General features: G+C 34.9%; 12 protein-coding genes and 1 pseudogene. 8 read left to right on the forward strand and 5 right to left on the reverse strand.

The genetic code is table 11. The annotated features are described in order from the left end of the window. Both M997_RS01595 and fdnG read right to left on the reverse strand, forming a co-directional pair. Nucleotides 1-219: pseudogene (locus M997_RS01595) on the reverse strand (formate dehydrogenase subunit beta); the annotation flags it as partial. Nucleotides 220-230: 11 nt separating this feature from the next. Beyond that, nucleotides 231-3278: a formate dehydrogenase-N subunit alpha gene (gene fdnG / locus M997_RS01600; RefSeq protein WP_082918367.1), complete on the reverse strand. Its 3048-nt coding sequence runs from the start codon at nt 3276-3278 to the stop codon at nt 231-233. A 178-nt stretch (nt 3279-3456) separates the two neighbouring features. Between fdnG and fdhD the strand changes: the two genes are divergently transcribed. Next, a complete protein-coding gene (gene fdhD / locus M997_RS01610) occupies nt 3457-4287 on the forward strand; it encodes a formate dehydrogenase accessory sulfurtransferase FdhD (protein WP_064718382.1) in 831 nt (276 codons plus the stop codon). A gap of 77 nt (nt 4288-4364) precedes the next feature. Here fdhD and M997_RS01615 read toward each other — a convergent pair whose 3' ends face one another. Continuing rightward, the gene (locus M997_RS01615; RefSeq protein WP_064718383.1) at nt 4365-5225 is read right to left on the reverse strand and encodes an ATP-grasp fold amidoligase family protein; all 861 of its coding nucleotides are present in this window, start codon (nt 5223-5225) and stop codon (nt 4365-4367) included. 280 nt (nt 5226-5505) lie between these two features. Then, a complete protein-coding gene (gene umoA / locus M997_RS01620; protein WP_064718384.1) occupies nt 5506-6042 on the reverse strand; it encodes a UmoA family flagellar biogenesis regulator in 537 nt (178 codons plus the stop codon). A gap of 258 nt (nt 6043-6300) precedes the next feature. Here umoA and M997_RS17645 point away from each other — a divergent pair, with 258 nt between their 5' ends. From M997_RS17645 to M997_RS01645, 7 genes are all read left to right on the forward strand, one after another. Beyond that, nucleotides 6301-6456 carry a LysR family transcriptional regulator gene (locus M997_RS17645; protein WP_239994710.1) on the forward strand — a complete coding sequence of 52 codons (156 nt, stop codon included), beginning with the start codon at nt 6301-6303 and terminating at the stop codon, nt 6454-6456. A gap of 152 nt (nt 6457-6608) precedes the next feature. Continuing rightward, nucleotides 6609-6980, forward strand: coding sequence for a LysR substrate-binding domain-containing protein (locus tag M997_RS17650; protein ID WP_239994711.1), 372 nt, complete (start codon nt 6609-6611; stop codon nt 6978-6980). Nucleotides 6981-7016: 36 nt separating this feature from the next. Further along, nucleotides 7017-7184, forward strand: a complete 168-nt coding sequence (locus M997_RS17655; protein ID WP_239994709.1) for a hypothetical protein — start codon at nt 7017-7019, stop codon at nt 7182-7184. 407 nt (nt 7185-7591) lie between these two features. After that, nucleotides 7592-8404, forward strand: coding sequence for a Slam-dependent surface lipoprotein (locus M997_RS01630; protein WP_064718385.1), 813 nt, complete (start codon nt 7592-7594; stop codon nt 8402-8404). Nucleotides 8405-8597: 193 nt separating this feature from the next. Continuing rightward, entirely contained in the window at nt 8598-9962 is a 1365-nt protein-coding gene (locus M997_RS01635) for a surface lipoprotein assembly modifier (RefSeq protein ID WP_064718386.1), read from the forward strand. A gap of 42 nt (nt 9963-10004) precedes the next feature. Beyond that, a complete protein-coding gene (locus M997_RS01640) occupies nt 10005-13064 on the forward strand; it encodes a TonB-dependent receptor domain-containing protein (protein WP_064718387.1) in 3060 nt (1019 codons plus the stop codon). Nucleotides 13065-13088: 24 nt separating this feature from the next. Continuing rightward, nucleotides 13089-13904: a TonB family protein gene (locus M997_RS01645; protein ID WP_064718388.1), complete on the forward strand. Its 816-nt coding sequence runs from the start codon at nt 13089-13091 to the stop codon at nt 13902-13904. A gap of 70 nt (nt 13905-13974) precedes the next feature. Here M997_RS01645 and M997_RS01650 read toward each other — a convergent pair whose 3' ends face one another. Further along, entirely contained in the window at nt 13975-15945 is a 1971-nt protein-coding gene (locus M997_RS01650) for an insecticidal delta-endotoxin Cry8Ea1 family protein (RefSeq protein ID WP_192876379.1), read from the reverse strand. Between the last annotated feature and the right edge of the window lie 458 nt (nt 15946-16403).

Raw genomic sequence — 16403 nt, forward strand, 5'->3', positions numbered from 1 at the left:
TGTTAAATCCGTTGGGTTATCATAAACACCAACGTTAGTGCCGATTTTATCGCGAATATCGTTCCATTCAGAACAAGCAACCTGACAGGCTTTACAGCCGATACACGTTGTTACATCGATAAGTTTTGCTACTTCTTCCTTGTAATCCCGCACATGAGGTGCGGGAGTAAGGGAATTGGTAGCAGAGCGACGAATAATGTCTTGAGATTGCAGTGACATAATTTATCTCCTTACACCTTTTCCACATTAACAAGGAACGCTTTAAATTCAGGCGTTTGTGTATTTGCATCACCCACGAATGGCGTTAACGTATTAGCAATAAAACCTTTAACTGCAACACCTTCAAAGCCCCAGTGAATAGGAATACCAATGGTATCCACATTACGACCATCGACTTGTAGGGTTCTAATACGTTTTGTGACTACTGCTTTCGCTTTGATATAACCACGTTTTGAGCTGACTCTAACCATATCGCCTTGAACAATGCCTTTTTCTGCCGCTAAACGCTCACCGATTTCGATAAATTGTTGTGGCTGAATAATTGCATTTAACAATGCGTGTTTAGTCCAGAAGTGGAAGTGTTCAGTCAGACGATAAGTCGTACCAACATAAGGGAACTCTTCCGCTTTGCCCATGTCTTTCCAGTCATCTTTAAAGATACGGGCTGCTGGGTTAGAAACGACATTAGGGTGCAATGGATTTGTACCTAATGGTGTTTCAATTGGCTCATAGTGCTCTGGGAATGGACCTTCTGCCATCTTATCGATAGCAAACAAGCGACCCATACCTTCAGGTTGCATAATAAACGGACCAACATCAGAACCCGGTGCAGCATTGCTATAGTCAGGTACATCAATACCCGTCCATTTGCTGCCATCCCATTCGATTAATTGACGTTTAGGATCCCATGGTTGACCTTGTGGGTCTGCCGATGCACGGTTATAAATAATACGGCGGTTAAGAGGCCATGCCCATGCCCAACCTAATGTGTTACCCAATCCAGATGGATCTGAGTTATCACGGTTAGCCATCTGGTTACCCGCTGGTGTCCAGCTACCGGCGAAGATCCAGCAACCACTTGCGGTTGTACCGTCATCGCGTAACTGAGCAAACGAGCTAAGTTGTTGACCTTTCTTAACAATGATATTGCCATCAGCATCTTTTAAGTCTACTAAGGCTTTACCATTACTCTCTTGAGCCACTTCTTCTGGTGTTGGATTATCAGGATCAAAATAATCCCAAGTCATACTCAACACCTGTTCTGGCATTGCGCCGCCTTCATCTTTATAAAGCTGGCGTAAACGATGGAAAATACCCGATAGAATTTCACCATCACTCAGTGCGATACCTGGGGCATCTGCACCTTTCCAGTGCCACTGTAACCAACGACCTGAGTTAACGATAGAACCGTTTTCTTCAGCAAAACAGCCAGTAGGCAGACGGAATACTTCAGTCTGGATCTCTTCTGTTTTAACGTCGTTCTCTTCACCGTGGTTTTGCCAGAAACAAGAAGTTTCAGTATTGAGCGGATCCATGGTGATAAGGAATTTCAGTTTTGATAATGAACGAATCACTTTGTTCTTATTCGGGAATGACGCTACAGGGTTAAAGCCTTGGCAGATATAGCCATTCACTTCACCTTTATCCATCATCTCGAAATATTGTAGAACGTCGTATGCTTTATCCCACTTAGGTAACAGTGAGAAGCCCCATTCGTTATCTTTTTGGGCTTTATCGCCATAGAAAGTCTTCATTAAACTGACGAAGAATTTCGGATAATTACCCCAATAGTTTACTTGTCCTGGTACTGTTGCTTTTGGCGTATTCGCTGCTAAGTAGGTTTCTAATGAAGTCTGCTTTTCAGATGGCAGCGTCATATAGCCTGGTAAGCTTTGAGATAACAGACCAAGGTCAGTTAAGCCTTGAATATTTGAGTGACCACGCAGTGCGTTAACACCACCACCTGCCATACCCATATTACCTAACAGTAATTGGATCATCGCCATGGTACGAATATTTTGCGCACCCACGGTGTGTTGAGTCCAGCCTAATGCATACAGGAAAGATGCTGTTTTATCTTTCGCTGCGGTCTCTGCAATATATTCACAAACTTTTAAGAAATCTTCTTTTGGTGTACCACAAATCTGAGTTACAACATCAGGCGTATAACGGCTAACATGCTGTTTTAACAGATTCCAGACACAACGAGGATGTTGTAATGTGGTGTCGCGTTTTGCGAAACCATTTTCATCCATCTCGTAGTTCCACGTCGTTTTGTCATATTGACGTTTTTCAGGGTCGTAACCACTGAATAGACCATCATCAAAGTGATAATCTTCACGCACAATCAAGCTGGCGTTGGTATAAGCCTCTACATACTCTTTTTGATACTTCTTATTTTCTAGCAGATATAAAATCACGCCGGATAAGAAAGTAATATCAGTACCAGAGCGAATAGGCGTATAGAAATCCGCAACAGCCGCAGTACGGGTAAAGCGTGGATCAACAACAATTAACTTGGCTTTATTATGGATTTTAGCTTCCATCGCCCAGCGGAAACCTACAGGGTGAGCTTCTGCCGCATTACCGCCCATAACGACGATAAGATTGGCATTTTTCATATCAACCCAGTGGTTGGTCATCGCACCGCGACCAAATGTTGGAGCAAGACTTGCTACCGTTGGTCCGTGTCAGACACGCGCTTGGTTATCAACAGCGAGCATACCGAGTGCTCTAGAGAACTTCTGAGTTAAAAACCCAGTTTCGTTACTTGCTGCTGAGGCGCAAAGCATACCTGTTGTTAACCAACGGTTGACTTCAACACCTTCTTTGTTGAGTTTCTGGAAATTTGCGTCGCGGTCTTTTTTGATTAAGCGCGCAATGCGGTCAAAAGTTTCTTCCCATGATAATTTCACCCATTTATCCGAGCCGGGTGCACGGTATTCTGGGTGTTGTAAGCGACCTTTACTGTGGATGTAATCCACCAGACCTGCACCTTTAGGACAAAGTGCACCACGGTTTACTGGGTGGTCTGAGTCACCTTCAATATGGAAAATTGTTTCTTTTGCGTTTTTCGCGCCATCGCCCAGACTATACATTAATAGTCCACAACCGACAGAACAGTACGTACAGGTATTTCGGGTTTCGCGGGCACGTAGTAATTTATACTGGCGTGAACCTGCTAACGCAACCGCTGGTGCAAAACCAAGTGCAGCCGCCGTTGTACCTGCCATACCGCCAGCACAGATCTTAAAGAACTGTCTTCTGCTGACCTGCATGGGGTCTCTCCTCATCATACATTGCTTTTACTGACTCTGATTTTCTTCACGAAAATGGAGCTGATTCTTGTTTTATTCCCGTTATCATTAACAGGATCAGGTTCATTGCCTGCAAGGTAGTGTAAAATCCTTTTACCCATATTGTTATTATGTATTAATAAATTTAGGAATTCATCTTATGGATGAAACAAAATCGACAGAATTGTTAACTAAACGTGTAATCATTGGCGTAGATCAAACAATTGTGCAACACAAAGGATCTCTTAACAGACAAGAGGGCGATTTTATTGCACTCGAAGTTCCTGTTGCATTAGTGTACAACGGAATTTCTCACGTTGTTATGATGGCAAGCCCTAAAAATTTAGAGTTGTTTGCTGTCGGATTTTCATTATCCGAAGGCATTATAGAGTCTTCTAATGAAATTCGCAGTATCGAAATTGTTGAAAGTTGTAACGGTGGTATTGAAGTTCAGGTTGAACTATCGAGCCGGCGCTTTATGGGATTAAAAGAGCGCCGCCGCAATATGACAGGACGTACGGGCTGTGGCATCTGTGGAACAGAACAGTTAGAAGAGATTTTTCGTCCAATTACGCCATTACCTTTTACACAAACTTTTTCACTTTCTCATCTTGATAAAGCGCTAGAGCAGATGAAAGCAGTACAAGAGATCGGTGAATTAACCGGCTGTACTCATGCTGCTGTTTGGTTATCACCAGAAGGTGAAATACAAGGTGGATGTGAAGATGTGGGTCGTCATGTGGCGCTTGATAAACTGATAGGATTAAAAGCACAAAAAGAATGGACTGATGGTGCGGTATTGGTTTCAAGTCGAGCAAGTTATGAAATGGTACAAAAAGCAGCTATGTGTGGTACGGAAATTCTATTTGCTGTTTCGGCTGCAACCTCTTTAGCTGTCGAAGTTGCCAATCAATATAATGTTACGCTGGTGGGGTTCTGTCGTCGTGGGCGAGCAACGATATTTACTCATCCTCAACGACTGAGTGATTAAAGCGAATGACAGATTCAAAAATAGGTGTAATGGCTTAATGTAATCGCTTCGCACCTATTTTATTTTTTATTTTTTTATCACCATAGTTCACCTAATTTATAATCCCACTCTTTGGGTTTAATCGGTATACGTCCTGCATTTGGAGTAAATGTTATTTCGCTAAATAGCAACGTATGTTCTGACATTAAAAAATCTACCCGACAATAAATAAAACCTTGTGCTAACTTTTCTGCTAGTGAGAGCATTTTGTGAAATTGAGAAGGTACTTCAATATGCTCTGGCGTATTGGGAGCTTCTAAAGTAAAGGGCTGTAGCTGCCAAAGAGTGTTATACACATTGATATATTTATGGCCCTTTGTATCGCTGATATCGATTTCAGCATAGTGCGTATTTCCCTGAAAACAGTGAATTCGGCAAGTTGTTGGCACCATTGGCCTCTGGGTGTTAAAGAGGTCGATATACTCTTCACAAATTATTTGTGGTTTGATATTTTTATAATGCCATTCGCGAGTAACATGATAAAGATTGCGTTTTAAATGAAATGAGAGCTTTTGTTTTGCTTTTTCTAATGAGAAGTTATTTTTATCAAGACAAATAATCGCACTACCGCTGTCATGATTACATTTTAAAACAAAGCGAGGAGGGAGTTCATCTAATATTATTTCATTTGGATGGGCGTAGTTTTTAATAATAGGTACAAGATATTGTTTACCTATTTTATCCGTAACATAATCTCGTACTTTTATCTTGTTGGCTAATTGAGTATAAATAGGATTTCTATCATAAAGCATACGAGCGTTAATTTTCTCATTAAGGGAAGAAGGTATAATGAAATTTGGTTGATAGCCTAAATTACGTATAAATTTATTTTTTAAATAGCTTTGATCAGATACTAAAACAGTACGTAATTGTTTGAAATAATACTCTAATAGTTTCATAGGTTAATATTTATTTTAATATATCAGTAAATTAATATATTGATAATAGATGTGCTTTATATAAAAAAAGATTTAAAAATGATTTAAAATAAAAACCAAGTGTTAGTAGGAGATTAGTTAACCTTATATTTAAAAATATTTTTATTGGTTTTTATTCTAAGTTTTTTATCAGTTTAATATTTAGAGTCATATTCGAATGTTATCAATGTTTTTATTGTAAAATAAAAAAATGTAATCACATTAAGATATGATTAATAAAAAAATATAAATTAAGAATATATTAATTGGTAGACCATTTGGTTACGCTAATAGGTCTATCCCAGCTATGAAAACGTAACCCTTTCCCGGTTCTATTTCCGTGGCTATCTAATATCTCATAATATTCTTCAATAATTTGGCTACGTCCACGTTGCCATTCATTAGTGGTAGCAAAAGGATCGACTAAATAAATATCGCCAACGACAGTATATAACTCACCTAAATAGCGAATTTTACGAGTACCGTTGCTGGAATAGTGAGTAAACATAATTTGGTAGGTTTTATAATATTCAGGTTGGCCATAAGGGCCATATTTCATTGCAATATAACGAATACCTTGAGGTTCTGCATGACTAGAACCACCAGGAACGGGCATATCCGGCGTGATATTGAAAAGTGTGTAACGAGAACTTGCTGTGGGTTGTCTTAATGCTTGTCGATAACTTTGAGAATCTAAGCCAGATGCTGTCCATGTTCTATCCACAAGACCATTTTCTGCAAAACAGAAGAAAGATAATCCTAATAATGAAAGAATTATAAATAGGGATTTAGCTGACATAAACACTCCTTTATTGTCATTATGATGCCAGAAAATAAAGTTGTTATTCCCTGAAATAAAGCGGAAGAATCCCTTTATTTCTAGCCGTCAATATATTTCATTCCAAATGGTTATCGAAAGACGTATTTTTAGCGAGAAAATATTTTTAACGTTATTCTCCGCCTGTATTTTACTCATATGATGTTATTAGATATAAATTTTATTTATTTATTTTGTGATAAAATAATAAAATACAAAATAATTTAAGGTTGATAATTAATGGGTGCTTGTTTATTGAATGCATTTGTATTGCCAGAAATAGGACATTTTGGTGAAGCGTCATCGCGTCTTTTTATTAGTCAACCTGCACTCACTAAACAGATTAAAACATTAGGATCTCAACTTGGTGTGGTGTTATTTCAGCATGGGAGATAAGGAACTAAATTAACTCAAGAAGGACAATATTTATTAAATCAGTCATTATCAGTATTACGTGAAGTAAACATTTTAAAAAAAAAGCCTATCAATTAGCATCACCTGAAAAAGTAGTTCTAAATATTGGCTTTGGACTTTGTGCATTAAGTTTTATCACACCTTTATTAGATAAATGTAATCTGCGTTACCCTGATACTGCTGTAAATATTAAAGATATGCCTTCTAATTATATGGAAGCGAAACTTATCGCTGGCACACTTGATCTGGCCTGTTCTCAGTTACCAGTACCAGAACCATTAAAAGGTATAGCATTAGCTGAAGAGCGATTAATGTTAGCAATACCTACGCAAAATATTGCGGTGCTAGAGATTGATTATCATCCATTACATTATGTTGAAAAACTAAGGCTTATTAAATTAATGGCAGAAAAAGGGAGGCGATTTTATCAGCAAATAGATAATTTTTTAACGTATCATCAAGTTACGCCTTGTGTATTGCAGCAGTCACAAAATATTCAAACTTAGTTATCTCTTGTTGCTGCTGGGTTAGGTGTGGCATTTGTGCCTAAAAGCGCTGCGCTATTATGCGACAAAAAAAGAGTCACCTTATTACCACTTTCTGGTATGTATACTCAATGGAAAATAGGTGTTATTTGTAATGATAATACTGAAAATAAAGATCTTGATATCTTTATAGAATTAATATCCAGAGAAATAGATATATTATAAGTATTTAATTTAAACTTAACTTTCTTATTGTTATTTATTTAACTTTTTAATGGTTTTCTTTTGATTTATATTACTTTTTATTACTAATGAAAGTAATTAAAAATAATAACTGCGAGTTTGATCACAAAAATAAAAATAAATAAATAACCTGTTTATTAACTGTTTTAATAAAAGATAATTTAAAACATAGAATTAAGTTTATCACCATAACTTAAGCAGGGTTAATTAAAATGCACGTTATTAAAAAAGTTATTTACAATTTGGTTAAATTGACTTTTAATTAAATTATAAATGGCGGTGGGTGTTAATTTTATTAAAAATAAAACCTAAGAAATAGGTTAATTATATAATTACTTTTTTTATTTTAAAATAAGTGATTATACCCTAAAGATAATAAGGAAATTACTATGGATATATTGAATAAAGTATCAATTACATTAATTGTATTATTTAGCGTCAGTGCTGTACAGGCAGGCATTCACTCTAATCAAAGTGGTTCTTTAACAACGATGGAAGTGGGGGCAAGTGATCCTATCCAACGTGGTGATCATCAAATGCCTGGTGGAGAACCTGGTGTTGGTATTAGTACAGTAGGAGGTGGAAAAAAAATTGGTTTTGTTTCGCTAACATCGCCAAGAATGAGTGGTGGAGCGGATACTCATGGTGTTTATACTATCCAACCTAATGCTAATTCTCCCTCAAGTCACAGTAATATGGGCGTTTTTCATTTTGCTAAAATCACGGATGCTAATGTCTATTTTGGTGACTGGGCAAAAACTACCTCAGTAACAGATGCCACTCATCAAACCTATTATGTTGGTAAAGATGTGACAACCACATTACCGACAGATAGCGCCACTTATACGGTGACGGGTATTAGCCAATACAGCGGTAGTAACCTACTTTCAGGTACGTTTGATGTTGATTTTTCACAAAAGAAAATCGAAGGTTCATTGGCGAATAGCCAACGCACGGTTGAGTTAGAAGGTGGAAATCTTTATACCACCAATAACCAAGTTACGTTTTCTGCTGCTGCAAAAGAAGGTACAACATCCGGAGGTGTTGAAGGTGCCTTTTTTGGTGAAGAAGCTAATGTATTAGCCGGGATTATGGTGTTTAGTTCAGACCATACTAAAGATATTGGTTTTGGTGGAACTAAAAATAGTACTGAAAGTGTAGAATCAACAGAATCAACAGAATCAACAGAATCAACAGAGTAATAGAAATGATATTGTAATTAATTCCGTTCAATAAGGTGTTCTTATTTTAAGTATTGAAATCTGTTTTCTTAAAGTGGTATTAGTGGTTATTAGGCTGTCTATTAGCAACAGATAATCTGAATAAGGTTATCTGTTTTTTTTTATAAAAATATGGGTTTAATGGAATAAGAATATTTAATAATAAGGAAATGCTATGCATTATTTGTGGCAATTAATAAGATTTTTTTTTATAACTAGCATTATATTTTTTCCATTAATAGGCGAGGCGAAACAGAGATTAAATAATCCTATTTTAGACTTGTTAATTAATCATGATGTATCCATTATAGGTGAACAACTTTATTATAACCTACAGCAACAACGTTGGATTGATGCAGAAGTATTATTACAACATTACCAGCAGCTACCACGGCATGAAGTGCTATTGGTTTATTACGCTAAAGCGCAGTTAGCATTGGCTGAAAGTCATTTCTCATTGGCGGAATTTTATTATCAGCAGCAATTAAAACAAAAAGCTGATTTTATTCCAGCACAAATAGGATTAATTTATCTCTATTTCTATCAACAAGATTATATTAAAGCTAAAAACCAACTAAAAAAATTATCTGAAACAGATAATTTGTCAAAAAGTATTAATAATAAAGTAGCTTATTACCAAGCTAAGTTATCACCTTACTTTTATAGTAGTAGGTTCTATCAACTTGGTTTTATATATAATGACAACATTAATCTTGCCTCAGATTATCAAGAGCAGATAGTTTCTGATATACCTTTTGCTAAAGTAACTCGAAAAGGGGGAAGAGCAAAAGGCTCTGTAGGTATTTCACATTTTTTTTCACTTTATCAGCCTTATATTATTAACCGTATACACTCAGTTTCTATTTATTTTCATGCTCAATATATGGATTACCTCTCTTATCGTGACAACAATTATGTTAATTTTTATACTCAATTTAATTATCAGTATCAATATAGTCATTATCAATTTAAATTATCACCATTTTATGAAATAAAAGTGCGAGATAAACAGCATGAGTATCAATCGATAGGATTAAATTCAAGTTTATTTATCCCTTTATTAAGAAAACATGCTATTAATATTTCTGGTAATTATAAAAATATAAAGTATAGAGATAATTTAATGAATTTAAACACAAAAGAATTATCTGCTATTGTTACTCTTAAATATAATCTAAACAAAAATTCACTATTACTCAGTCAAATAAATTATCAAGAAAATAGGAAAAAAAACAATTTATTAAATCACCATCAATATGGTATAAAAATAGGGGTTAGTTCACAGCTGCCTTTGCAATGGCATATAGATTTATCTTTACGCTATCGAATTAATTATTTTAATAACTATAATCCATTATTAAAGAAAAAAAGAAAAGATAATGAAATTACATTATCTGCTGTTGTTAAAAAACAAGTACCTATTTTCTGGGGTTTTTATCCTGTAACGGAATTACGTTATACCCGAAATTTAAGCAATGTAGCGTGGTTATATAGCTATCAGCAGCAGGAAGTTATATTTAAATTAGAAAAACAATTTTAATTAAATAAATAACTTCATTAACTAAAAGGATAGGTTAAAATAATGTACCCAATGCTTTTTCGGAAACGAAAATTGTTATCTTTAGTGATTGCGATATCACTGATAACTCCTAGTTTTTATCTACGAGCAGAAGATAAAAAATCAGATTTAGGGCATATTCAAATTTCAGATAATAATGAGAAAAGTAAATCAGAAGAAGATAAACAAGGTTATGCGCAAGTTTATGAAAAAGATGTCTCTAACGTTTATTTAGGCAAAGAGCTTCTAGAACGTTACCAAGGTGTTTCTCCCGCTGATTTATTGAAAAGTGCGATAGGGATTTATAGTGGTGAAGCACGTAATGGTGGGGCACTTGACCCGAATATTCGCGGTATTCAAGGACAAGGGCGAATCCCTGTTACTGTTGATGGGACAGAGCAAGCGATTACTGTTTATCGTGGGTATAGTGGTGCCTCTAATCGTAACTATATTGATTCTAATCTGATTAGTAGTATCTATATTGAAAAAGGCCCTTCATTAACCCCAGATATGAAAACAGGTATTGGTGGTGGTATTGCAATAAAAACCCTAGATATTCGAGATATTGTGCCTATTGGTGACTCTTTTGGGATTAACTTTAAAGGGGATATTAGTAATAACGCTACACGATATAAAGAAGTTTATTTAGATATGCTAGGAGATTACCGTAATCATCCTTATTTTTATCATTATGGTTCAAGAGTTATTGATCCTGCCTTAGAAATAACACCTCAAAAAAATAAAGCTTTGAGTTTTCGCGATCACTCATTTCGTCTAGGCGTTGGATTTGAAAAAGAAAATTTTAATTTATTATTTGCTTATGCATTACGAGAAAAAGGAAATTATTTAGCAGGAAAAAGAAATACAAAAGCCTATCTCGAAACCGATAAAATGGAATCTATCCATTCAATAGATTATAAAGTAAGGTTAACACCTTATGTTCCTTTTATTGCCCATATTTATCGTCCCGGTAATGAAGTTCCTAATACCTCTAGTCGTAATCGTTCTTTTTTAGTCAAAGGGACATTATTCCCTGAATCAGCACACCGTTTTTCCATTAATTACCGATACACTGACTTACTGTTTGGCGATATTATGCCGTTACGATTAGAGTGGGCTCGTTATGAAAAAAATTTAGTAACTCAATGGCCATTAGCAACGATTAATCAACAGGCGGGAATATTAACCTATCAATATAAACCAGAAGATAATAAAGCGGATTTACTGTTACGGCTATGGGGTAACTTAACATCTGGACATACAAATACTCGTGGTGGTGAACCTAGAGTATCTCGGCAAATTGATTATGATGAAAAATATTTATCTAAATGGGATACAAAAGTAGACGTCCGTTTTATTGATACAGCTTCTCTTTACCAAGAAAATAATCGTTATGGTATTGATTTATCTTCGATATTTAAATTATCACCTCAATTTTCCATTTCATTTTCAAGTAACTATCAATTTGAAAAATTAGATAATGATGAAATTGATGTGCCAGCAGGTTTTGATTTTGTTACCGCTGGGCGTGGCGGGCAACGTCATGAAGTTAATTTAGCATTATTTACCGATTGGAAACCACTTTCTTGGTTAGCTGTTAATGCGGGTGGAAAATATAACTATTATCGGTTAAATGATGATTTTTTAAATAACAAACGTCGTAATAGAGTAACGGGTTATGAGAAAAAAACACCAGTTCGAGGTTATATTGTTTCTTATAAGCGAGTTTTAAATTCTGAAGAATATTTATATTACCGTGCTATTAATAAAATTGATGTGGAAACATTACCTGAAGAGTTTAAAAATTATAGGCGTCACCCTGAGTTAAATGAAAAAATACGTAATTTTCAACAATCAAAGTTTGTTTATCCAGAGTATGAAAAGTTATCAGAAGAGATAAAGAATGCTGTTGCTAATGATAATCAAGTAAGAAGAGTACAGGTGGATTTTTTACGTAATGATTATATTCGTGATGCGCAAGGAAATATGCAAATAGAGTCATCAAACAAGATCCCTATGATAACGGAATATATTGTTTGGCTATATAATAAAACTGGTGATCTATTAAAAAGTAAAAATATCCTTTTAAATGGTTATTTAGATATGCAAGAAAAGGTTTCTCATCCAACAACAGGAGAACTTGTTTATAAATATGAGATGGAGTTAATAAAACCACAAGAAATTTATATTGAAGAAGAAAATAGTTTTTCACCTCAACCTGCTTATCATCATGGCGCATTTTCACCATTAATTTCAGCGACTATTTATGCCAGTGATATGTTGCGTTTTTACGGACGTTATACTGAACAACTACGTTTACCTAGTTTATTTGAAGATACGAGTGGTTTTTCAGGCTCTAAAGCGAGTTATTACGGTTTTAAATTAAAGCCGGAACGAGCAAAAAGTACTGAGCTTGGTGTTGTGCTTGATTTATCTGATTGGCTCAATGTAGAGCATCACGCTGATATTAAACTTAATTATTTTAAAACCAATATTGAAAATGTATTCGATAGAGATTCATTTTGGCAAATGAGGCAATTAGAAAAGCAAATATTAGAAGGTTTAGAATTACAAGCACGTTTCGATAATGGTTTTATTTTTATGGATGCAGCTTTAGTTTATAACCATAAAAATAAAGTATGCGATAAAAATGCATATAGCTCCTTTGATCCTTCAGGTTTATTAGATATAAAAACCTGCATGACAGGAGGATATCCAGGTGGATTTTTACGTACTTCTATTCAACCAAAATATGCGGCTAATCTTCATATTGGTACTCGTTGGTTCAATAATACACTAGAAATAGGTAGCCGATTTTTATATTCCTCTGAAGTGGAAAATAAAGATGAGAAATGGTTAAAAGAAAAATTACCCCATATATTTTATGGAAATAATAATAATCCAATGCGTTGGGCTAGTGTATTTACTGTTGATGCTTATTTAAAATATCAACATACCCCCAATTTATCTTTTGAAATTGTAGGTAGTAATTTACTAAACGAATATTACATCGACCCATTAACGCGTTCGGGTATGCCAGCACCAGGACGTACAATTAAATTAGGTGTTACCGCACAATTTTAATGAAAATATATTAGGAGCTTTTTGATGTTTGCACTTTCTGTTAGGCAACCACTTAATCTTAATTATTGGCTAATTGGCGTCGCGTTTATCTATAGGATGCTCTTTAGTGAGTTATTACGTTCTGTTTTGGTGACAGAAAGTGCACATCATATTACTCAGCAACAACAAAATACGTTATCCGTGTATCAAGTAACATTTTCAGCACCTCAGCATCAATCCGCGATAATAAAAGAAGAAATTATTGAATATCACTCTGATAACTTACCAGTTATTGTGCCCGTGGTTGAGACAGGAGAACTTCTTCAACAATACAAAAAACCAGAAATATTGCCAAAGGAAAAACCGTTACCACAGTTACAACCACAACAAACAGAAATTAAAAAGCAGCGACCAGCTAAAGAGGAACAAGCCAAACCCCGACCACTTGAAAAAGCCGATCCAAAAAGTAAGCAGTTACAAACCCAGATTCCAGCTACTTTAGCCAGCTTTACAGAGTATAGTGCGAGTTCTCAAGCGGGAAAAAGCCGAGCATTAAACGAAAATAGTATTGGGCAAGGTGAATCTGAAAGTGATTATATGAGCTTATTGCGTAAAGAAATAGAACGGCATAAACGTTATCCACCCAAAGCAAAGCGCATGTTACTCGAAGGCGATGTTGTGGTGCGTCTGTCTTTAACTAATGAAGGTATTATTTCAACCGTTGCTGTTGAAAATACTTCAGGTATTCCTTCGTTAGATAATGCTGCTATTGCTGCGGTAAGACGCGTTAAGCCAATCGGCCCTAAGCCAGACGATGTAAATAATTCACTCATCGTCACACTTCACTTTAATTTACGTTAATTATTTTGTTAAGTAACACCTAAACATATTGCGATTTGTTTAGGTGTATTTTTTAGAGTGAGATTGCGATTTAAAATAGCAATGTTATATCGGCTAATAAGGTATCAGGCTTGGAAAAATGTAAATGAAGATACAGATTTGATTCTTGGCTACCTGTTAAAATGTAAGTTAACGCTAATTGATAAGTCCGAAAATACGTTTTGTTATTACTGATAGGATGATTAATAAGTGGCGTTAATTTATAGATAATATTGTCTTGATTTTGGCCTAAAGAAAAATCACCAGAAGCAACAAGTGTACCTTTTGAAGCATTGCCTGTTCTAATTGATAGTGATAGTAACTGTTCACTTTCATTTGCGCATTGCAATAAAATAATCAAAGGTTGTGGTGTACTGCTTTTTCCTATAATGCCATCAGAAGGTAGGCAAAAAACAGCATCTTGATGAAGTAGAATACAGTTTTTACCTACAAGCATATCGACATAGGCAAATTGTGCATTACTGAGCTGCGGGTCAAAACCATGGTTTAAATCCAATTCATAGCTTTTTTGTTTAATGGGTAAATTGTTCTCCATTTCTAATGACATGGCTCCATAGCCATCATAAAAACGAAAAATAGGCCCTGATTCTGTTAGCCATGCACCAGAGTCATCGTGACATTGCTTGCCATTATGTCGACTCATATAAAGATTAAGGCCATTAAAACAATAGCCAGGAAGATTAAAATAGGACTTATTCTCTCGGTTACCTTGTCCAATGGAAAAACTTTGATTATTGACATCATCAAGCACCATATATTTTAATGCCCCCCAAGGGGTGTCTGAAATATAACGTACCGAAGGCAAAAATTGAGTGGGTGATAAATAGCTTTTATTACTATCAGCTTGGAAAAATATTTCTGTTTTTAATACATCTTGGCTATCACCCGTTACACCATAACAACCTTCATATTGAATATGATTAGGCTGTTTTTCAGTCGTTAAATAGTTTTGTTTAATACGAATAACAGCATCAATATGCGAATAGGTTTCAATACTTTGTAACATCGATGTACGTTGCAACATATCTCGTCCTATATCTAAATACATTTGATAATAGCTTTTTTGATAATCAAAATTATAATCTTTGCCATAAAGTTCTAGGCTATTCCAACGCGTTAATGGTGTTGAAAATTCAATTTCAAAACTACGTTTTATCCAAGATTGGTAAAAAGAGAGCCCCGATGTATAAATACCGGATAAAAATGTATTACATTTTGTGTAATCATCTTTAAATATGAGTGAGGTTTGTTGATAAATTGCTTTATGAATATTGGTATTAAATTTGTCGATGTTATCTCTTAGGGTTTTTAAATTACTTGTAAAATAATCATCTTTAAGGTCAAGCGCTTTCTTATTAGTTAAAATATCACTATGTGCCGCAACAAACAGTGCACAACTGTGACAATAAAAAGGTAATCCAGCCGATTGCGCTAAATTCAAAATTAATGGTTGCTGTGCAATAATTGCAGCGATTACATCATCGAATCGATTAAGAACTTGATCTCGTAAATCTTGTTGTTGTTTATTTGAATAATAGACTTTAGGTTCAAGATAATTATTGAGTGAGTCAGAAAAAAGCTGATAAACGCTAGTAATACCTTCAATAGAAAGTTTAATAATCTTAATGTTATTTTGTGTGATTTCGGCATCAATAATTTGAGAAACATGTGCAATGATCTGTTCTGCTAATGAATCATCTTTCATATTTTTATTAATCATACCAAAGAGGGCTGAGGTTATTTTTGATAACACGCCACCAGCAACAGGAATTAAACCAATAATATGACCAACGACAACCTCACCCACAACAATGGGGGCATTAAGAGGATCTTGCTGATTAAAATCTTCCACAATGGAAGGTAACGTGTCGTTGTTACTGTTAATCATATCCAACATACCGTCTTTTAAATCTTGATAATTAATACAGCTTAAAGGTTTGTTGATAGGTAGAGATGAAGGGCTAATGGCAATTTTTAAATCATTTAAATTATTTAAATACATAAATGAGGATCCTTCTCTAAGTCGAGATTATTGATTCCATTATTCTATTCGTTGAGATTGAGCTAATTAATCCGTTAAACGTTAATAGATAATTTAGAGCTTTCTTTTTTGACGCAAAAGTATCATCAGTACAACCTTAAAAAAGATCAGCTAGTTATTGTTTAATTAGCCTATAAAAAAATATGAAGGATAAAAAAGGTAAAAAGTATTGAAACAAAACTTATGCGAAGTGTTTTTTGTGCGCTTATTCTCATTTTTCCAATAGCAAACTTATAAATGCTTATTGTTAATGATATTGGTTGTGATTATCATTAACAATAATATTTACACATTAGAGTAAAGCGTGCTTTACTTGGAAATCTGTCATGTTTAAATCGCTCTTATATACTTTTTTGCTACTTTTATTTTCTACCTCTTTTAATGTTGCTTATGCCACGGTTGTTGGTGCTGATAATTTA

It is taken from the genome of Proteus hauseri ATCC 700826 (genome assembly GCF_001654965.1).
Taxonomy (GTDB): domain Bacteria; phylum Pseudomonadota; class Gammaproteobacteria; order Enterobacterales; family Enterobacteriaceae; genus Proteus; species Proteus hauseri.